Consider the following 19625-nt stretch of genomic DNA (forward strand, 5'->3'; position numbering starts at 1 on the left):
AAAATAAATTTACAGTCTGCGAAATGGACATATAATAGAAGGAAAAATACAATATACGATTCTCTTTCTTGGTAGAGTATGTATATACAGGTGAGGAATTTACAATTGATGAGAAGGTAAATATGAATGGTTCAATACGGTTTAAGATACACAATAGCAAAGGAGAAACATATTATATAACGATAAATGAAACTTATGTATATGTATAGTAACTATATATATTACTACAATACAGTATACTCATAGGAGGTAGGTATGTGTTTGATAAAAATGAAATAAAAAAAATAAATGAGGTACTTCAAGCTAATGCGTTAGATCCAAATCTAATTGGCCCTACACTTCCCCCTGTTCCACCATTTACTTTACCAACAGGCCCAACGGGAGCAACAGGTCCAACGGGTCCAACAGGTCCAACAGGTCCAACAGGCCCAACAGGCCCAACAGGTTCAACAGGTCCAACGGGTCCAACAGGTCTAACAGGTCTAACGGGTCCAACAGGTCCAACGGGTCCAACAGGTCTAACAGGTCCAACAGGTCCAACAGGTCCAACAGGTCTAACAGGTTCAACAGGCCCAACAGGAGCAACAGAAGGTTGTCTTTGTGATTGTTGTGTTTTCCCTATGCAGGAAGTTTTACGACAACTTGTCGGACAGACTGTGATTCTTGCCACTATTGCAGACGCACCAAACGTAGCCCCTCTTTTCTTTTTATTCAATATTACTTCTGTGAATGATTTTTTAGTTACAGTTACAGATCCAGTTAGCAACGCAACCTTCGTGGTCAATATTTCTGATGTAATAGGGGTAGGATTTTCACTAACAGTACCACCTCTAACATTACTTCCACCTGCCGATTTAGGGTGCGAATGCGATTGTCGTGAACGACCAATTAGAGAATTACTAGATACACTGATTGGTTCTACAGTGAACCTTTTAGTAAGTAATGGCTCTATGGCAACAGGTTTTAATGTGGAACAAACAGCTCTTGGTATAGTTATAGGTACTTTGCCAATACCTATAAATCCACCTCCACCTACACTCTTTAGATTCGCTATTTCAACTTGTAAAATTACAGCTGTGGATATAACTCCTACGGGGACATAGTTCATTTCTTTCAAGAAGTCCCGTTGCAATTTTTCTAAACTTGAGGAAAAATATATAATAGAAGAAAAATGAAAAATTCATTCGCTTTGTTATCACCCTGTTGGTAACAACCTCATGCGCCTAATGGCCACAAAAAACATATACTTCGTCCCATTCGGCCAAGACGCACCAGAGAAAAAACCGAACTCAATGGTAGCTCGTATGGAGCTACTGGAAGATACAGTATTAGAAGCGCTACAAGGAAAACAATTGCAACCGGTTGTCGTAGAAAAATTCAGATATATGAATTAAAAAACGAAAAAAAACGGACAATTTTCGATGAAACCATCATTCTTACTGTAGAATATGATAAAATTAACGTTATTAAGATTAGAAGGGGTATTGTATACTCCTTCTAATTCTAAGTTATAGAAGGATTGGTATCTAGAAAGGGGCATAGTGATGGAAAAGCAAAAAACTTTTCATGTCGCTGTAGTTGGAGCAACCGGCGCAGTTGGTGAACAAATGTTAAATACTTTAGAGAAACGAGAATTTCCAATCGGGAAATTAACGTTACTTTCATCTAAACGATCTGCAGGTAAGAAACTTGTATTTAAAGGCGAAGAATTTACAGTTCAAGAGGCGACTCCTGAAAGTTTTGAAGGAGTAGATATCGCACTATTTAGTGCTGGTGGATCTGTATCGAAACAATTAGCGCCAGAAGCAGCAAAGCGCGGTGCGATTGTTGTTGATAATACAAGTGCATTCCGTATGACAGAAAACGTGCCACTTGTTGTACCTGAAGTAAATGAAAACGACTTAAAAGAACATAATGGTATTATCGCAAATCCAAACTGTTCTACAATTCAAATGGTAGTAGCTCTTGAGCCAGTTCGTCAGCAATATGGTTTAAAACGAGTAATCGTTTCCACATATCAAGCTGTATCAGGTGCTGGTGCGGCAGCGATTGAAGAACTTCATGAACAATCACAAGCAATCTTAAATGGCGAAGAAGCTAAGGCGAATGTTTTACCTGTATCAGGTGATAAAAAACATTACCAAATTGCTTTTAATGCGATTCCACAGATTGATAAGTTCCAAGATAATGGATTTACATTTGAAGAAATGAAAATGATTAATGAAACGAAAAAAATTATGCATATGCCTGAATTAGAAGTAGCGGCAACATGCGTACGTTTACCAGTTGTATCAGGGCATTCTGAGTCTGTTTACATCGAAGTAGAAAAAGAAGGCGTAACAGTAGCAGAATTAAAGAGCTTACTTGCAAATGCAGAAGGTATTGTTCTGCAAGATAATCCAGAAGAGCAGTTATATCCAATGCCAGCTACTGCAGTAGGTAAAAACGAAGTATTCGTTGGAAGAATCCGTAAAGATTTAAATAACGATAAAGGATTCCATCTTTGGGTCGTATCTGATAACTTATTAAAAGGCGCTGCATGGAATTCTGTTCAAATTGCAGAGCGCTTAGTAAAATTACAATTAGTGTAAACGGCTAAGAGAAGGTGCAAAATATGAAAATAATTGTTCAAAAATTTGGTGGCACATCAGTACGTGATGAAAATGGACGTAAGCATGCGCTTCATCATATAAAAAAATCGTTAGCTGCTGGATATAAAGTAGTTACTGTCGTATCTGCTATGGGTCGTAAAGGTGAACCGTATGCAACGGATACGTTATTAAGTCTTGTAAATCAAGAGGAATCTACTATTTCTAAACGTGAGCAAGATTTATTATTATCATGTGGAGAGTTAATCTCTGCAATTGTTTTCTCTAATATGTTGAATGAGAACGGTATAAAAGCAGCGGCATTAAATGGTGCACAAGCTGGTTTTGTAACAAATGATGACTTTACAAATGCGAAAATCGTAGAAATGAATTGCGATCGTATACATGAAGAATTAGAAAATCTAGATGTAATCGTCGTTACAGGATTCCAAGGGCAAACGAAAAAAGGTGATACGACAACACTTGGACGCGGAGGTAGCGATACTTCAGCTTCAGCATTAGGTGTTGCGCTTCATGCTGAATTTATTGATATCTTCACAGATGTAGAAGGTGTTATGACTGCGGATCCTCGTATTGTAAAAGATGCACGTCATCTTCAAACGGTAACGTATAACGAAATTTGTAATATGGCTTACCAAGGTGCAAAAGTCGTTCATCCACGTGCGGTTGAAATTGCGATGCATGCAAAAGTACCGCTTCGTGTACGTTCTACGTATTCTGATAGCGAAGGTACGCTTATTGCAGCATACGATGGTGCTACAAAAGGGCAGGATGTAGAAGAACGTCCTGTTACAGGTATTGCCCACGTATCAAACGTAACGCAAATTAAAGTACTTGCAAAAGAAACGGCATATGATTTGCAACAACATGTATTTAAAGAAATGGCAAACGAAGGCATTAGTGTTGATTTAATTAACATTTCTCCTACTGGTGTAGCTTACACAGTAAATGATAATGTATCAGCTTGTGCTGTCGAAGTGTTGAAACAACTTGGATATGAGCCAATTGTGACAGAGCATTGTGCCAAAGTATCTATCGTTGGAGCTGGAATGGCAGGAATCCCAGGGGTTACTGCGAAAATCGTTACAGCTTTAGCAGAAAAAGGTATTCAAATTCTGCAATCGGCAGATAGTCATACGACAATTTGGGTTCTTGTAAAAGAAACTGATTTAGTGGAGGCTGTAAATGCATTACATAGTGCGTTTGAGCTTTCAAAAGAAAAGCAACTGGAACAATAAGGAGTGAGACCATGATAGATTTTGGGACAATTGCAACTGCGATGGTAACACCGTTTGATATAAACGGGAATATCGATTTTGCAAAGACAACGAAATTGGTAAATTATTTAATTGATAACGGTACAACAGCAATCGTGGTAGGAGGAACGACAGGTGAATCTCCTACATTAACTTCAGAAGAAAAAGTAGCGTTATATCGCCATGTCGTATCTGTTGTCGATAAAAGGGTGCCCGTAATCGCTGGAACAGGTAGCAATAATACACATGCCTCTGTTGACTTAACTAAAAAGGCAACAGAAGTTGGTGTTGATGCAGTTATGCTAGTAGCGCCGTATTATAACAAACCGAGTCAAGAAGGAATGTATCAGCACTTTAAAACGATTGCTGAAAGCACGCCACTTCCGGTTATGCTATATAACGTTCCAGGACGATCTATTGTACAAATCTCCGTTGATACAGTTGTTCGTTTATCAGAAATAGAAAACATTGTTGCGATTAAAGATGCAGGCGGCGATGTACTAACAATGACAGCAATCATTGAAAAAACAGCGGACGACTTTGCAGTATACAGCGGTGATGACGGTTTAACGTTACCGGCTATGGCGGTTGGAGCAAAAGGTATCGTTTCAGTAGCATCTCATGTTATCGGAAATGAAATGCAAGAAATGATTACAGCATTCCAAGCGGGAGAGTTTAAGAAGGCGCAAAAATTACATCAATTACTTGTAAGAGTAACGGATTCATTATTTATGGCGCCAAGCCCAACGCCAGTAAAAACAGCGTTACAAATGGTTGGATTAGATGTAGGTTCTGTACGTTTACCGCTTCTTCCATTAACAGAAGAAGAAAGAGTAACGTTACAATCTGTAATGCAATCTATTCCTCGTTAATAAGAAATGACCTAGTGTGAAACTAGGTCATTTTTATTTAGATTAAATATACGTGAGTGGTAAAAATAGCATAGTTAACGAGGTGTAATAAGAAGGGGACGGCATAATATTGGTTAGAAATTGATTATAGAGATCATGTGTTTTTAGTGAATAGCGCTTTATGTTTATATACAGAACACACATGTATATTTTTCCATTAATATCTTATATAAGTAGAAAAAATAATAGGTAGTATGTGGAAAAAAACCTCCCACATTACAACCTCAATTTAGCTTCTTATCTAGTCTTTCATATAATTTAACTTGTGTTCTATTTCTTGTATCAGGTATAATATGGCTAAGTAGCTTAGTACGGGTATGCTTAGCAAAATTGGAAGAAATTATAATTTAATTAAATTTTCATATCATATCGAATAAGATATTTGATTTATATAATGAAAGAGAGGTGAAACCTGGTTTAAAAAATATACAAGGACATGATATCGCATAACGGTAAGGACATTCGTCTTGGACGGTGAATATATGGTGGTTGTAGAGTTTCCCCTGGTGTCTCTACAATTTTAGTGAAATCAGTGTTTGCAAGATTTTTAAACCAGGCAACAACATGAAGAGAAAAGAGAATGAGTCTGTTAAAGTATTTGCTCTTGGTGGAGTAGGTGAAATCGGGAAAAACATGTACTGTGTTGAAATTGATTCTGAAATCTTTATTGTAGATGCAGGATTAATGTTCCCAGGAGATGAAATGTTTGGGATTGATATCGTTATTCCTGATATTACATACTTAGTGGAAAATCAAGAGCGAGTAAAAGGTTTATTTATTACTCACGGTCATGAAGATCATATTGGTGGAATTGTTTATGTACTTCGTAAATTATCTATTCCAGTGTATGCAACGAAATTAACGGTAGGACTTATACAAGAAAAACTTGGTGAAGCGGGCATGTTAGGCCGTGTGGACTTAAAAACAATCGATTCAAATTCAACAGTAGAGTTTAATACTACAACAGTGTCATTCTTTGGAACGACACATAGTATTCCGGATTCTGTTGGTGTTTGTTTCCATACATCAAAAGGTGCTGTAGTGTATACAGGAGACTTTAAATTTGATCAAACTCCAATTGGAAATAATGGAGCAGATCTTGGGAAAATGGCACAAATCGGAAATGAAGGCGTACTTTGCTTATTATCTGATAGTACAAACGCTGAGCGTCCAGGCTATACAGGTTCGGAAAAAGAAGTTGGTGTAGAAATTTCTAAAGTGTTCTACGGTGCAGAAGGTCGTATTATCGTTGCTTCATTTGCATCGAACGTACATCGTATTCAACAAGTATTTGACGCGGCTGCCGAAACAGGAAGAAAAGTAGCGGTAGTAGGACGTAGTATGGTGAAAGTAGTAGACATTGCAAGACGTCTTGGTTATTTAGATGTTCCAGAAGGTATGGTTATTTCATTACAAGAAGTAGACAACTTCCCAGAGAAAAAGGTAGCTATTTTAACGACAGGTAGTCAAGGGGAACCGATGGCAGCACTTTCTAGAATGGCGAAGCAAGCTCATAAACAAATTTCAATTCGTAAAGGTGATACTGTTATTATTGCAGCTTCTCCAATTCCGGGGAATGAAATATCTGTATCGAAAATTATTGATTTGTTATTTAGAGCTGGAGCTGAAGTTATTTATTACGGTGAAAGAAAAGTTCACGTTTCAGGTCATGGTAGTCAAGAAGAATTAAAACTAATGTTAAATTTAATGAAACCTAAGTATTTTGTACCCGTACATGGTGAGTTTCGTATGCAAAAAGCACATGCATATTTAGCTGAAGATGTAGGTATTACAAGAGAAAATATTTTTATCGTAGAAAAAGGCGATGTAATTGCTTTTGGTGATAATGAAGCCAACTTAGTTGGTAAAGTGCAAGCTGGTAATGTCTTAATTGATGGATTAGGTGTAGGTGACGTTGGTAATATCGTTCTTCGAGATAGAAAGATGTTATCTCAAGATGGAATATTAGTAGTTGTTGTAACACTTGGTAAAGATGAAAAGAAAATTATCTCTGGTCCAGAAATCATTTCACGTGGTTTTGTATATGTTCGTGAATCAGAAGCATTAATTGAGCGATCTACAGAGATTGTACGCATGATTGTTGAGCAATCAATTAAAGAATATTCAATTGAATGGTCTATGTTAAAACAAAATATTCGTGAATTATTAGGGCAGTTCTTGTACGAAGAGACAAAGAGAAAACCTATGATTTTACCGATTATTATGGAAGTGTAAAAAAGATCACCTTTACGGGTGATCTTTTTTCTTTTTAAACCCTATCGAATGAAATTTATAACTTAAGAAATAATAGTTATATACGAGTGAAAGGGGATGCGATATGACAGAACGTGATCGTTATACAAATGAAGAAAAAGAAGCTGGGCCGAAAGAAGTTCCGAAAGAAGCTTCAATAGTGGAGAAAATTCAACAGCTTGGACAAACGAATGTGCCGCAAATGAATGAATCACGTATTCATTGTTTAACAATCATTGGACAGGTGGAAGGTCATGTTCAGTTGCCACCGCAAAATAAAACAACAAAATATGAGCACATTATCCCTCAAATTGTCGCGATTGAGCAAAATCCGAAAATTGAAGGTTTGCTTTTAATATTAAACACAGTTGGAGGAGACGTTGAAGCAGGGCTAGCGATTTCTGAGATGGTAGCTTCGCTTTCGAAACCGACGGTATCTCTTGTTTTAGGCGGAGGGCATTCGATTGGTGTACCAATTGCAGTTTCGACTGATTATTCATTTATTGCAGAAACAGCGACGATGACGATTCACCCAATTCGTTTAACCGGTCTTGTTATAGGTGTGCCGCAAACATTTGAGTATTTGGATAAAATGCAAGAAAGAGTCATTCGATTTGTGACGAAACATTCGAAAGTAACGGAAGATCGTTTTAAAGAACTTATGTTTGCGAAAGGGAATTTGACCCGAGATATTGGGACGAATGTAATTGGTGGAGATGCAGTGAAGTATGGTCTTATTGATGATGTGGGTGGCATTGGGAGTGCACTTCAAAAACTAAACGAATTAATAGAGGCTCGCGCAGATGATAATGCAGAAGGAACGATGCTACAATGATTCTATATACAATTATGCCAGAGCAACTTGTATACCCTGCCGATTATTCGCAATGTGAAAGTCAAAAAGTTGTAAATATACATGGTGTTGAATTGATGGTTTCTGAAGAGGAACATGGGTGTTATTCTATTGTGCGTGTGTTAAGTACGAATCCATTGCACTACTTAGAGTATGAGCCTGGTCAGAAAATAACCTTTTAGCAAAAAGAAGGATTTTGTTCAGAAGCTATGGTATAATATAAAAAACAAGACGGTTGAGCAGCCATGAGTAGGGGGCTGCTTTCTTCTGTTTATTTAACATTTTACAAGAAGTGTAAAAATAGAAGAGATAAAGACCTGAAAGAATAGAGAAAACAGACATATAAGTAGAGTTTTTTTAGAGGTTGTCCTTATTTATATGTAGAACACGAGGTGAAGAAATGGCAAAACAAAAGCAAAGAGGGACGAAGGCAAAGGCAAGACGTACGATAAAGCCAACTCTATATTATGAAATCGTCGGTTTGGCTCTTTTTGCACTTTCAATCATTACGATTTTACAGCTAGGCGTTGTAGGGAAATCGTTTGTGTTATTTTTTCGCTTCTTCTTTGGTGAGTGGTACATAATTGGTGTGTTAGGTGTAATAGCTTTATCGGTTTCGTTTGTTATAAAACGTGGATGGCCGAACCTTTTAAATAAACGGTTAATCGGTTTTTATTTAATTGTATTGGCGATATTAATGTTCAGTCATATTACATTATTTAACCTTCTTACGAAAGATGGAGCAGTGCAAAATACTTCTGTTATTGTGAGTACGAAAGATAACTTCTTTCTTGAAATGAAAAAAGGGCCAGATAGTGTTCACTTAGGCGGTGGGATGTTTGGTGCGCTCATGTTCGCAACATGTTACTTCTTATTTGATGAAGTAGGAGCCTATATCATTGGAATTATTTTAGTTATTCTTGGAATACTTTGTATAACAAATAAGCATATTGGAGAAGTTCTTGCCCCGGTGGGTAGAATTCTTAGAAGTCAATTTCAAGTTATGCAAGGAGATTATAAAGATTGGCGATCAAAAAGGATTGCTGAACAAACAGAAAAGAAAAAAACAACAAGAAGTTCAAGACACGCACGTGCTGTGGAGCAAGAAGAAGTGATTGAGCCGATGGAAGAGATGCAAATTGATCCCCCCATTATTTCAAATTTCACTGAGAATTATCCTGTAAATGAAGAAGAGGATAAACGGATGGAAGAAGAACATGTAACAGATCCAATTACTTCACCGTTTATTGAAGAAGCTCCACCTATTGAAGAGCCTAAGAAAAAGCGTGGAGAAAAAATTGTGGAATCTTTAGAGGCGGAAACAAGTGCCCCACCGATGCAATTTTCAAATGTTGAAAATAAAGATTATAAGCTTCCTTCGCTTGATATATTAAAGTTCCCAAAAAATAAGCAAGTTACAAATGAAAATGCGGAAATTTATGAAAATGCTCGTAAATTGGAACGTACATTCCAAAGTTTTGGTGTGAAAGCGAAAGTGACAAAAGTACACAGAGGTCCTGCAGTTACGAAGTATGAAGTGTATCCTGATATGGGAGTAAAGGTAAGTAAAATTGTTAGTTTAAGTGATGATTTAGCGCTTGCTTTAGCTGCGAAAGACATTCGTATTGAAGCGCCTATTCCCGGGAAATCAGCTGTGGGGATTGAAGTTCCGAACTCAGAAGTTTCTATGGTAACACTTAGGGAAGTGCTGGACTCTAAGGCTAATAATCATCCAGAAGAGAAGTTGTTAATTGGTCTTGGACGAGATATTACAGGTGAAGCTGTATTGGCCCGTTTAAATAAAATGCCCCATTTACTAGTAGCCGGTGCGACAGGTAGTGGGAAAAGTGTGTGTATTAACGGGATTATAGTTAGTATTTTAATGCGTGCAAAACCGCATGAAGTAAAATTAATGATGATCGATCCGAAAATGGTAGAGTTAAATGTATATAATGGTGTGCCCCATTTGTTAACACCAGTTGTAACTGATCCGAAAAAAGCATCGCAAGCTTTGAAAAAGGTTGTAAGTGAGATGGAACGCCGTTATGAGTTGTTTGCTCATAGTGGTACGCGGAATATTGAAGGGTATAACGATTATATTAAAGCGCATAATAATCAATCGGAAGCGAAACAACCTGAATTACCGTATATTGTAGTAATTGTGGATGAGTTAGCAGATTTAATGATGGTTGCTTCGTCGGATGTAGAGGATGCGATAATGCGCTTGGCACAAATGGCTCGTGCGGCTGGTATTCATTTAATTATTGCAACGCAGCGCCCATCGGTTGACGTTATTACAGGTGTTATTAAAGCGAATATTCCATCACGTATTGCATTCGCTGTATCTTCTCAAACGGATTCTCGTACAATTCTTGATGGTGGTGGCGCAGAGAAGCTGCTAGGTCGTGGAGATATGCTATTTATACCAATTGGTGCATCAAAGCCTGTTCGTGTACAAGGTGCATTTTTATCAGATGATGAAGTTGAGAGAGTTGTAGAATATGTTATTGGACAGCAAAAAGCACAATATCAAGAGGATATGATTCCACAAGATGTCCCTGAGACAAAGCAGCAAGTTGAAGATGAATTATACGATGAAGCAGTTCAGCTCGTAGTGGAAATGCAAACAGCGTCTGTTTCTATGTTGCAACGTAGGTTTAGAGTAGGTTATACGCGAGCTGCTCGTCTAATTGATGCAATGGAAATGAACGGTGTAGTAGGTCCATATGAGGGTAGTAAACCGAGAGAAGTGCTCATTAATGATGTACAAGAAAAAAGTTCTTAAAAAAAGCCTAATTGTTTTTGCAATTAGGCTTTTTTATATACTGTTTTTGTTATATACTATATTCAACAAGAAAGAAAGGGCTTACATTCAAGTCGATTCTTTAGAATACGAATGCTATGAGTGTGCCTTTTTATAAATGTTCGATATTCATTGTAGAAAAATGTTAAATTTTGTTGACACGTATGAGAGCAAGTGGTAAGATTACTTCGAAAAGAATCACTGCCTCATATAATCTTGGAGATAAGGTCCATAAGTTTCTACCTGGCAACCATGAATTGCTAGACTATGAGGGGAAAAGTGTGTAACAAAGGATGTAAGGGATCTTTGTGCCGAACTTTTTCTCGAAAAGAGGAATGTTTATGGTGCAAAGTTTTTTTTATGCAGTAAAGAGTGAAAATTTTATCTAAAAAAATTATTAATATTTATTCGACAATTGTGTTTATTTATAGTGATTAGTCATGTTTACTATGTTGTAAGTTGAAAAAAGAGAAAAGAAGTCTTACATCAGAGGTCGAATAATTGAAATGCGGGGGAGTCTTATGTCAGTAAAATCCGATAGTCGTCACCTATATTTACGGGTGATTGATCACATCAAAGAAAAAATTAAAGATGGGGCTTACAAAGAAAGACAAAAGCTGCCATCAGAGTTTGATTTAGCGAAAGAACTTGGCGTAAGTAGAGCTACTTTAAGGGAAGCATTGCGTATTTTAGAAGAAGAAAATGTTGTCATTCGTAGACATGGTGTAGGGACGTTTGTAAATGCAAAGCCATTATTTTCTTCTGGAATAGAACAACTTTCTAGTATTACAGATATGATTTCTAGTGTGGGGAAAACACCAGGAACAATCTTTTTATCATCATCTACAACAACTTTAACCGAAGAAGAAAAAGAGAAGTTTAATAGTGAAGATGGTTTTAATGCAGTGATGATTGAGCGTGTGCGTACAGCGGATGGGGAACCTGTTGTATATTGCATTGATAAACTTGCAAAAGAAATATTGCCGGATTTATCGGGCTACAATGAAGAATCATTACTTACAGTGATACATAATAACACGCATAAGCGCATAACGTATGCGGTTGCTCATATTGAGCCGATTGGTTACCATCCGAAAATCTCACCGATTTTAGAATGTGAGCCTGAAACAGCACTGCTTGTATTAAAACAAATGCACTATGATCAAAATGATGAGCCAATCTTATATTCTATTAATTACTTTAGAGCTGATAAGTTTAGCTTCCACGTATTAAGAAAACGTATGTAAGTAAGTTCCTTTTTAGGGAGGTGACAGCAAGAAGTAAGGGACAGCAGCGTAAGAAGAAATATATATATATCATTTTAGGAGGGGTTTCTAGTATGAAGAAAAAAGCAGGTCTTTTATTATCATTAACATTAGCAGCAAGTACAGTTTTAGGTGCATGTGGTAACTCGGATAAAGCGAGCAGTGACAAGAAAGACAGTAAAGACAATAAAGATTTCAAAGTCGGTATGGTAACAGATGTTGGAGGCGTTGATGATAAATCATTCAACCAATCTTCTTGGGAAGGGCTAAAAAAGTTTGGTAAAGATAACGATTTAAAGGAAAAGACAAATTATCGTTACCTACAGTCTGAAAAAGAAGCAGATTATATTCCGAACTTAAAGAAATTTTCAAAAGATAAGTATGATTTATCTTTCGGAATTGGTTATAAATTAGAAGGTGCAATTAAAGAAGTAGCAAAAGAATCTCCAAAACAACAATTCGCAATCGTTGATACTGTTGTAGATGCACCAAACGTAACAAGCATTACATTTAAAGATCATGAAGGCTCATTCCTTGTAGGTGCGGTAGCAGCTATGTCAACGAAATCGAATAAAGTAGGATTTGTTGGTGGAATGAAGAGTGATTTAATTAGTAAATTCGAAAATGGATTTAAAGCTGGTGCAAAGGCAGTAAATCCAAATATTGAAATCGTATCTGAATATGCAGAAGCATTTGATAAACCTGAAAAAGGTACAGTTCTTGCTTCAGCAATGTATGGTCAAGGCGTAGATGTAATTTATCATGCTGCTGGTGGTACAGGTAATGGTGTATTCACTGAAGCGAAAAACCGTAAGAAAAAAGGTGAAAACGTTTGGGTAATCGGTGTTGACCGTGACCAAAACCAAGAAGGTATGCCTGAAAACGTAACATTAACTTCAATGGTAAAACGTGTAGATATCGCTGTTGAAAAAGTAGCACAAGAAGCGAAAGACGGTAAATTAAAAGGCGGTAAAATAGAAGCGTTTGGCTTAAAAGATGACGGCGTTGGTATTGCAAAAACAACTGACAACGTGAAAAAAGTTAACCCTGAAATTTTAACAAAAGTAGAAGAGTTTGAAAAGAAAATTACAGATGGTGCAATTAAAGTACCAGCTACAGATAAAGAGTATAAAGAATATGAAGCTTCTCTAAAAAAATAAATAGAGAAATAGCAAAGGTTAGTTCATAGAACTAACCTTTGTATGTATAAAACTTCCGAATTGCTTAATAAGTTAATAGTGTAATAGGGGAATGTTCCCTGTTAAAAGGAGGAACACAATGGAATACGTAATTGAGATGAATAACATTACGAAAGTATTCCCAGGCATTGTAGCGAATGATGATATTACGCTGCAAGTAAAGCAGGGAGAAATACATGCTTTACTTGGAGAAAATGGTGCAGGGAAATCCACATTGATGAATGTACTATTTGGTTTGTACCAGCCAGAACAAGGTGAAATTAAAATTAAAGGAAAAACTGTAAAGATTACAAATCCGAATATAGCAAATGACCTTGGTATTGGAATGGTACATCAGCACTTTATGCTTGTTCATAATTTTACAGTTACAGAGAATATTATTCTCGGAAACGAACCGAAGAAAAAAGGGAAAATTGCTGTTGAGGAAGCTGCTAAAGAAATTCAAAAACTGTCTGAACAATACGGTTTAGCTGTAGATCCATATGCGAAAATACAAGATATTTCTGTCGGTATGCAACAGCGTGTTGAGATTTTAAAAACACTTTACCGCGGGGCAGAAATTTTAATATTTGATGAACCGACAGCTGTGTTAACACCACAAGAAATTCATGAGCTAATTCAAATTATGAAAAAGCTTGTGCAAGAAGGGAAATCTATTGTTCTTATTACACATAAGTTGAAAGAAATTATGGAAGTTTGCGATCGTTGTACGATTATTCGTAAAGGAAAAGGGATTGGAACGGTTGACGTTGCAAATACGGATGAAAATAAACTTGCAGAATTAATGGTCGGACGTCAAGTGAATTTTAAAACAGAAAAAATAGACGCGAAGCCAAAAGAAGAGGTACTTTCAATTGCAAACCTTGTTGTTCACGATGCACGTCAACTACCTGCTGTAAAAGGCCTTGACTTAACTGTTCGTGCGGGGGAAATTGTTGGTATTGCAGGAATTGATGGAAACGGACAAAGTGAATTAATAGAAGCAATTACTGGTTTACGAAAAGTTGAGTCAGGTTCTATTGCAATTAAAGGGAAAGAAATAACAAATTGGCCTGTTAGAAAAATAACAGAAGAAGGAATTGGTCATATTCCAGAAGATCGTCATAAACACGGACTCGTTCTTGATTTTTCTGTTAGAGATAATATAGTTTTGCAAACGTACTATAAAAATCCGTTTTCAAAGAAAGGGATTTTAAATTTCAGCAAAATTACAGAAAAAGCAAAGGCACTTATTGAACAGTTTGATGTACGTACACCTAGTGAGCAAACGTTAGCTCGTGCACTATCTGGGGGAAATCAGCAAAAGGCAATTATTGCACGTGAAGTAGACCGTGATCCAGATTTATTAATTGCAGCACAGCCGACACGTGGTTTAGATGTAGGGGCAATTGAATTTATTCATAAGAGATTAATAGAGCAAAGAGATAAAGGAAAAGGTGTATTACTTTTATCACTAGAGTTAGAGGAAATTTTAAATGTTAGCGATCGAATTGCTGTTATTTATGAAGGAACAATTGTAGCAATAGTTGATGCGAAAGAAACGAATGAACAACAGCTTGGATTGTTAATGGCTGGAGGAACAAAGAAGGAGCAGGTGGGTACAAATGGCTAAAAAACTTTTAACAGAACGAACGATAAATATTTTAGTCCCAGTACTATCCGTTATTTTTGGCTTACTTGTAGGAGCGATTGTAATGCTAGTTAGTGGCTATGACCCAATTGTTGGTTATAGTGCACTTTGGACAGGCATGTTCGGCAGTCCAAGTGCGATTGGTGAAACACTTCGTACAATGATACCGCTTATTCTTGCTGGTTTATCGGTGGCGTTTGCATTTCGTACAGGTTTATTTAATATCGGGGTAGAGGGTCAATTGTTAGTTGGTTGGCTTGCAGCGGTTTGGTTCGGTTATGCAGTCTCGCTACCAGCTGTTCTTCACATTCCATTATCTATTTTATTCGCAGCGTTAGTAGGCGGAATCTGGGGTTTCATCCCTGGATATTTAAAGGGAAAGTTTCAAGTTAATGAAGTTATTGTAACAATTATGATGAACTATATCGCGTTATATGTAACATATGATATTATTAAGCGCTTTTTACACGAGGGTAATGATAAAACGTACGACATTAAAGAGAGTGCGTCATTATCTTCAGACTGGCTTGCATCCATTACTGACGGTTCACGCCTTCACTGGGGAATTATTGTAGCAATTTTAATCGCTATTTTAATGTGGTTCTTATTAGATCGAACAACTTTAGGTTATGAATTAAAGTCAGTAGGATTTAATCAACATGCTTCTCAATATGCAGGGATGAAAGTTTCTCGTAATGTAGTATTTTCCATGACAATTGCTGGTGCGTTCGCAGGGATTGGTGGAGCGATGGAAGGATTAGGAACATTCCAAAGCATGACAGCGATGTCCTCCTTTACAGGGGTAGGGTTTGACGGGATTGCCGTAGCCTTACTTGGAGGAAATAATCCGTTTGGTATTATCCTTTCAGCTTTATTATTTGGTGGTTTGAAAAGTGCTTCCCCTCAAATGAACTTTGAGGCAGATGTGCCATCAGAGCTTATAAACGTAATTATTGCATGTATCATCTTCTTTGTTGCATGTAGTTATGTGTTAAGATGGGCGCTTACACGCATGAGCAAGGAGGGGAAATAAATGAGCTTTTTAGATATATTAGCCATTCTTGTGACGGGTACGTTATATACATCGGCACCTATAATTTTCACAGCACTAGGTGGTGTATTTAGTGAACGATCGGGTGTTGTAAATATCGGATTAGAAGGACTAATGCTATTTGGTGCATTTATTGGAGTTGTTACAAACTTATTAATGGGTGATACTTGGGGAACGATGACTCCGTGGATTGCGTTATTGTTTGCGGCAATTGGTAGTGGTTTATTTGCATTACTTCATGCAGTAGCATCTATTACATTCCGAGCGGATCAAGTTGTAAGTGGTGTAGCAATTAACTTCTTATCTCTTGGTTTAACAGTATTTGCAATTAAGAAGATCTTTGATAAAGGGCAGACTGACTTTATTCAGTACCGTATTGAAAAGATTGATATTCCAGGTCTTTCGGATATTCCGGTTATAGGGAAAATATTCTTTTCAAATGTACCAATAACGTCGTATATTGCGATTATTTTAGCATTTGTTGTTTGGTATGTTATTTATAAAACACCGTTTGGTCTTCGATTGCGTGCTGTTGGTGAACACCCAATGGCAGCGGATACGATGGGGATTAACGTATATAAAATGCGCTATATCGGCGTTTGTATATCAGGGGTGTTTGCCGGAATTGGTGGGGCGATTTTTGCAATGTCCATTTCTAATAACTTCTCAGGGGCAACTATTACAGGACAAGGTTTCTTAGCTTTAGCTGCTATGATCTTTGGGAAGTGGAATCCGCTAGGCGCACTGGGTGCAGCTCTATTCTTTGGTTTTGCTCAGTCTCTTAGTGTAACGGGTGGAACAATTCCTGTATTAGACCAGATTCCAAGTGTTTTATTAACGATATTACCGTATGTATTCACAATATTAGCACTTGTCGGTTTTGTAGGTCGTTCTGAAGCTCCGAAAGCATTAGGAACTCCTTATGAAAAAGGAAAACGATAAGTAATTTGTAAGTAGAAAAAAGCTCGCACATTAGTGTGAGCTTTTTTACATAGAATATATGTAATACGAAATTTTACTATGTTCCTTACATATTATAGTTTTTAGAAAAAGTCATTTGTAAGCATAATAAGGAAGAAAAATTGGTTTTTTATTTCTAAAAACTGTATATTGAAGAGGAATATTCCTATATACGTAAAGGAGGGCTATAAATGAAACTAATGGAACAACAATTACATGAGTTAGGTGGTTTGCGAGTACATATTATTCCGACTGATAAATATAAAACAAATACCTTTGTATTTCGTTTTAAAGCACCTTTAAATGAGGAGACGGTGACAGAGCGTGCCCTATTGCCATACGTATTGCAAAGTGCGACAGAAAAACTTCCTTCTGTAATTCGTCTACGTCAATATTTAGAAGAATTATACGGATCTTCTTTGGGAGTAGATGTAAGTAAAAAAGGGGAAGACCATATCATCTCCATTTATGTAGACATTGCAAATGAAGTATATTTACACGATGCACCACCGTTATTTGAAAAAGCGCTTTCTATGTTATCGGATATTGTTTTACATCCAGCAACAGAGGGGAATAGTTTCCTACCTTCTATTGTAGAAAGTGAAAAAAGAGCGCTTTTGCAGAGAATTGAAGCTACTTATGATGATAAAATGCGCTATGCAAATGAGCGTTTAATCGAAGAAATGTGCAAAGTAGAACCGTATCGATTAAGTGCAAATGGAAAAAAAGAGAGTGTTACTTCTATTACAAATGAAAGTCTGTATCAATATTATCAAAAGGTGTTAGCGGAAGATGAAATGGATCTATATATTATTGGTGATATTTCAGAAAACGCAGTTGATCTTGTAAGTAAGTATTTTTCTATTACAGCGCGTCCTGTGAGAGAAAGAAATGTACTCCTTCATAAGCGAAATAATGAAGAAAAAGAAGTTGTTGAAAAACAAGAATTAAAACAAAGTAAATTACACATTGGTTATCGTACGTTTGTCACATATAAAGATGAAGATTATTTCGCACTGCAATTGTTCAATGGGCTATTTGGAGGTTTTTCTCATTCGAAGTTATTCGTAAATGTCCGTGAAAAGAATAGTTTAGCGTACTATGCAGCATCAAGATTTGAAAGTCATAAAGGCTTGTTGTTTGTTATGTCAGGGATTGAAGCAAAAAATTATGAAAAAGCAGTTGAAATTATTAAAGAACAAATGCTTGCGATGCAAAATGGTGATTTTTCTGAAGAAGAGATGCATCAAACGAAAAGTGTCATTCAAAATCAAATATTAGAAGCAATTGATACGCCACGTGGATTTGTGGAAATGCTATATCATGGTATTATTTCAGATCGTACACGTCCAGTTGAAGAATGGTTAACAGGTATAGAAAGTGTGACGAAAGAAGAGATTGTGAAAGTTGCTAAAAATATTGAACTAGATACAATTTACTTTTTACAAGGAACGGAGGGAGAATAAATGGAGAAGATTGTTTATGAGCAATTAAAAGAGACGCTCTATTATGAAAAACTTCCGAATGGATTAGATGTATATGTTTTACCGAAGCAAGGATTTAATAAAACATTTGCAACGTTTACGACAAAGTATGGTTCTATGGATAATACATTCGTACCATTAGGTAAAGAAGAAATGATTCGTGTACCTGACGGAATTGCGCATTTTCTTGAGCATAAATTATTTGAAAAAGAAGATCACGATGCTTTTCAATTGTTTAGTAAACAAGGAGCATCGGCAAATGCTTTCACATCCTTTACAAGAACAGCTTATCTTTTTTCATGCACATCAAATGTAGAACAAAATTTAAATACGTTGTTAAATTTCGTACAAGAGCCTTACTTCTCTGAAAAAACTGTTGAAAAAGAAAAGGGGATTATCGGACAGGAAATTCAAATGTATCAAGATAATCCAGATTGGCGCTTATACTTTGGATTAATTGATAGCTTGTTTGTAAAGCACCCCATTAAAATTGATATTGCAGGGACAATCGAGTCTATTAGTAAAATTACGAAAGACCTATTATATGAATGCTACGAAACATTTTATCATCCGAGCAATATGTTACTATTTGTTGTTGGTGCAATTGATCCAGAGGAAACAATGGACTTAGTGCGTGAAAATCAAGCGAAAAAAGATTATAAAAATCAGCCGGAAATTGTACGTTCATTTGAAGATGAACCAAATGAGGTAAATGAAAAGAAGAAAATCATTTCAATGCCTGTACAAACACCGAAATGTTTAGTCGGTATTAAAGCGACAAATTTAAAAGAAAAAGGGAAAGCTCTTTTAAAACAAGAAATCGCGCTTACGTTACTTTTAGATTATTTATTTGGAAAAAGCTCCGTTCATTATGAATCGTTATATAATGAAGGGCTTATTGATGATTCGTTCTCGTATGATTATACGGAAGAGAATAACTTCGGTTTTGCAATGGTTGGCGGTGATACGAAGCAACCGGATGAATTGGAAAAGCGTTTGAAAGATATTTTATTAAACACAAATTATGATCAATTAGATGGGGCAGCATTAGAACGAGTAAAGAAAAAGAAAATTGGTGGCTTTTTACGCTCGTTGAATTCACCGGAATATATTGCAAATCAATTTACGCGATATGCGTTTAATGAATCTAGCTTGTTTGATGCATTGACTGAATTAGAAAGTCTAACTGTTCAAGATTTACAAGAAGTAGCGAAATTATTATTATCAGAAGAAAAAATGAGCGTTTGTCAAGTTTTACCGAAAAAATAAAATTTAAAAGATACCCTCATCTTATCATTGATAAATTGTAAGATGAGGGTATTATTTAGTTATATGAAAAATGAGCTTGTAG

General features: G+C 36.5%; 15 protein-coding genes, 1 pseudogene and 1 riboswitch. All 16 genes and pseudogenes read left to right on the top strand.

The window, feature by feature from the left end; genetic code table 11:
- The first annotated feature begins 257 nt into the window (after positions 1-257).
- The 16 genes and pseudogenes from ACS2MN_RS19545 to yfmH all read left to right on the top strand — a co-directional run bounded on the left by ACS2MN_RS19545 (position 258) and on the right by yfmH (position 19543).
- Positions 258-1103: an exosporium leader peptide-containing protein gene (locus ACS2MN_RS19545; protein ID WP_346994975.1), complete on the top strand. Its 846-nt coding sequence runs from the start codon at positions 258-260 to the stop codon at positions 1101-1103.
- Between the two features lie 102 nt (positions 1104-1205).
- A pseudogene (spoVFB, locus tag ACS2MN_RS19550) lies at positions 1206-1394 on the top strand (dipicolinate synthase subunit B); the annotation flags it as partial.
- 150 nt (positions 1395-1544) lie between these two features.
- Positions 1545-2591 carry an aspartate-semialdehyde dehydrogenase gene (gene asd, locus ACS2MN_RS19555; RefSeq protein ID WP_000414844.1) on the top strand — a complete coding sequence of 349 codons (1047 nt, stop codon included), beginning with the start codon at positions 1545-1547 and terminating at the stop codon, positions 2589-2591.
- A 23-nt stretch (positions 2592-2614) separates the two neighbouring features.
- The gene (dapG, locus tag ACS2MN_RS19560) at positions 2615-3847 is read left to right on the top strand and encodes an aspartate kinase (RefSeq protein WP_346994976.1); all 1233 of its coding nucleotides are present in this window, start codon (positions 2615-2617) and stop codon (positions 3845-3847) included.
- A gap of 11 nt (positions 3848-3858) precedes the next feature.
- A complete protein-coding gene (gene dapA / locus ACS2MN_RS19565) occupies positions 3859-4737 on the top strand; it encodes a 4-hydroxy-tetrahydrodipicolinate synthase (protein WP_000564770.1) in 879 nt (292 codons plus the stop codon).
- 603 nt (positions 4738-5340) lie between these two features.
- Positions 5341-7011 (top strand): ribonuclease J, encoded by a 1671-nt coding sequence (locus ACS2MN_RS19570; RefSeq protein WP_000823093.1) that lies wholly within the window; start codon positions 5341-5343, stop codon positions 7009-7011.
- Positions 7012-7114: 103 nt separating this feature from the next.
- Positions 7115-7864, top strand: a complete 750-nt coding sequence (gene tepA / locus ACS2MN_RS19575) for a translocation-enhancing protein TepA (protein WP_000139820.1) — start codon at positions 7115-7117, stop codon at positions 7862-7864.
- Complete coding sequence (locus ACS2MN_RS19580) at positions 7861-8064, top strand: YlzJ-like family protein (protein WP_000605019.1); 204 nt, start codon at positions 7861-7863, stop codon at positions 8062-8064. Before tepA ends, ACS2MN_RS19580 begins: the two co-directional genes overlap by 4 nt.
- Before the next feature lie 218 nt (positions 8065-8282).
- On the top strand, positions 8283-10667 hold the full coding sequence (locus ACS2MN_RS19585; RefSeq protein ID WP_001118764.1) for a DNA translocase FtsK: 2385 nt from the start codon (positions 8283-8285) through the stop codon (positions 10665-10667).
- Positions 10668-10871: 204 nt separating this feature from the next.
- Positions 10872-10973, top strand: a riboswitch (purine riboswitch).
- A gap of 233 nt (positions 10974-11206) precedes the next feature.
- Positions 11207-11932, top strand: coding sequence for a GntR family transcriptional regulator (locus tag ACS2MN_RS19590; RefSeq protein WP_000114182.1), 726 nt, complete (start codon positions 11207-11209; stop codon positions 11930-11932).
- A gap of 92 nt (positions 11933-12024) precedes the next feature.
- Complete coding sequence (locus ACS2MN_RS19595) at positions 12025-13110, top strand: BMP family lipoprotein (protein WP_000725766.1); 1086 nt, start codon at positions 12025-12027, stop codon at positions 13108-13110.
- 118 nt (positions 13111-13228) lie between these two features.
- Entirely contained in the window at positions 13229-14761 is a 1533-nt protein-coding gene (locus tag ACS2MN_RS19600; RefSeq protein WP_000456934.1) for an ABC transporter ATP-binding protein, read from the top strand.
- The gene (locus ACS2MN_RS19605) at positions 14754-15812 is read left to right on the top strand and encodes an ABC transporter permease (RefSeq protein ID WP_001085263.1); all 1059 of its coding nucleotides are present in this window, start codon (positions 14754-14756) and stop codon (positions 15810-15812) included. Before ACS2MN_RS19600 ends, ACS2MN_RS19605 begins: the two co-directional genes overlap by 8 nt.
- Complete coding sequence (locus ACS2MN_RS19610; RefSeq protein ID WP_000008852.1) at positions 15813-16772, top strand: ABC transporter permease; 960 nt, start codon at positions 15813-15815, stop codon at positions 16770-16772. It begins immediately after the preceding gene.
- Positions 16773-16981: 209 nt separating this feature from the next.
- Complete coding sequence (yfmF, locus tag ACS2MN_RS19615; RefSeq protein ID WP_000772425.1) at positions 16982-18256, top strand: EF-P 5-aminopentanol modification-associated protein YfmF; 1275 nt, start codon at positions 16982-16984, stop codon at positions 18254-18256.
- Positions 18257-19543, top strand: a complete 1287-nt coding sequence (gene yfmH / locus ACS2MN_RS19620) for an EF-P 5-aminopentanol modification-associated protein YfmH (RefSeq protein WP_000411963.1) — start codon at positions 18257-18259, stop codon at positions 19541-19543.
- Positions 19544-19625 lie beyond the last annotated feature (82 nt).

It is taken from the genome of Bacillus cereus group sp. BceL062, assembly GCF_051780025.1.
GTDB classification, from domain to species: domain Bacteria; phylum Bacillota; class Bacilli; order Bacillales; family Bacillaceae_G; genus Bacillus_A; species Bacillus_A toyonensis.

What these genes read in the sequence shown, in the direction of transcription:
- ACS2MN_RS19600 (WP_000456934.1), top strand. Translation starts at nt 13,229, where the DNA reads ATGGAATACGTAATTGAGATGAATAACATTACGAAAGTATTCCCAGGC.
- yfmH (WP_000411963.1), top strand. Translation starts at nt 18,257, where the DNA reads ATGGAGAAGATTGTTTATGAGCAATTAAAAGAGACGCTCTATTATGAA.
- ACS2MN_RS19585 (WP_001118764.1), top strand. Translation starts at nt 8,283, where the DNA reads ATGGCAAAACAAAAGCAAAGAGGGACGAAGGCAAAGGCAAGACGTACG.
- ACS2MN_RS19570 (WP_000823093.1), top strand. Translation starts at nt 5,341, where the DNA reads ATGAAGAGAAAAGAGAATGAGTCTGTTAAAGTATTTGCTCTTGGTGGA.
- ACS2MN_RS19605 (WP_001085263.1), top strand. Translation starts at nt 14,754, where the DNA reads ATGGCTAAAAAACTTTTAACAGAACGAACGATAAATATTTTAGTCCCA.
- ACS2MN_RS19590 (WP_000114182.1), top strand. Translation starts at nt 11,207, where the DNA reads ATGTCAGTAAAATCCGATAGTCGTCACCTATATTTACGGGTGATTGAT.
- ACS2MN_RS19595 (WP_000725766.1), top strand. Translation starts at nt 12,025, where the DNA reads ATGAAGAAAAAAGCAGGTCTTTTATTATCATTAACATTAGCAGCAAGT.
- dapG (WP_346994976.1), top strand. Translation starts at nt 2,615, where the DNA reads ATGAAAATAATTGTTCAAAAATTTGGTGGCACATCAGTACGTGATGAA.
- ACS2MN_RS19610 (WP_000008852.1), top strand. Translation starts at nt 15,813, where the DNA reads ATGAGCTTTTTAGATATATTAGCCATTCTTGTGACGGGTACGTTATAT.
- ACS2MN_RS19580 (WP_000605019.1), top strand. Translation starts at nt 7,861, where the DNA reads ATGATTCTATATACAATTATGCCAGAGCAACTTGTATACCCTGCCGAT.
- yfmF (WP_000772425.1), top strand. Translation starts at nt 16,982, where the DNA reads ATGAAACTAATGGAACAACAATTACATGAGTTAGGTGGTTTGCGAGTA.
- asd (WP_000414844.1), top strand. Translation starts at nt 1,545, where the DNA reads ATGGAAAAGCAAAAAACTTTTCATGTCGCTGTAGTTGGAGCAACCGGC.
- tepA (WP_000139820.1), top strand. Translation starts at nt 7,115, where the DNA reads ATGACAGAACGTGATCGTTATACAAATGAAGAAAAAGAAGCTGGGCCG.
- dapA (WP_000564770.1), top strand. Translation starts at nt 3,859, where the DNA reads ATGATAGATTTTGGGACAATTGCAACTGCGATGGTAACACCGTTTGAT.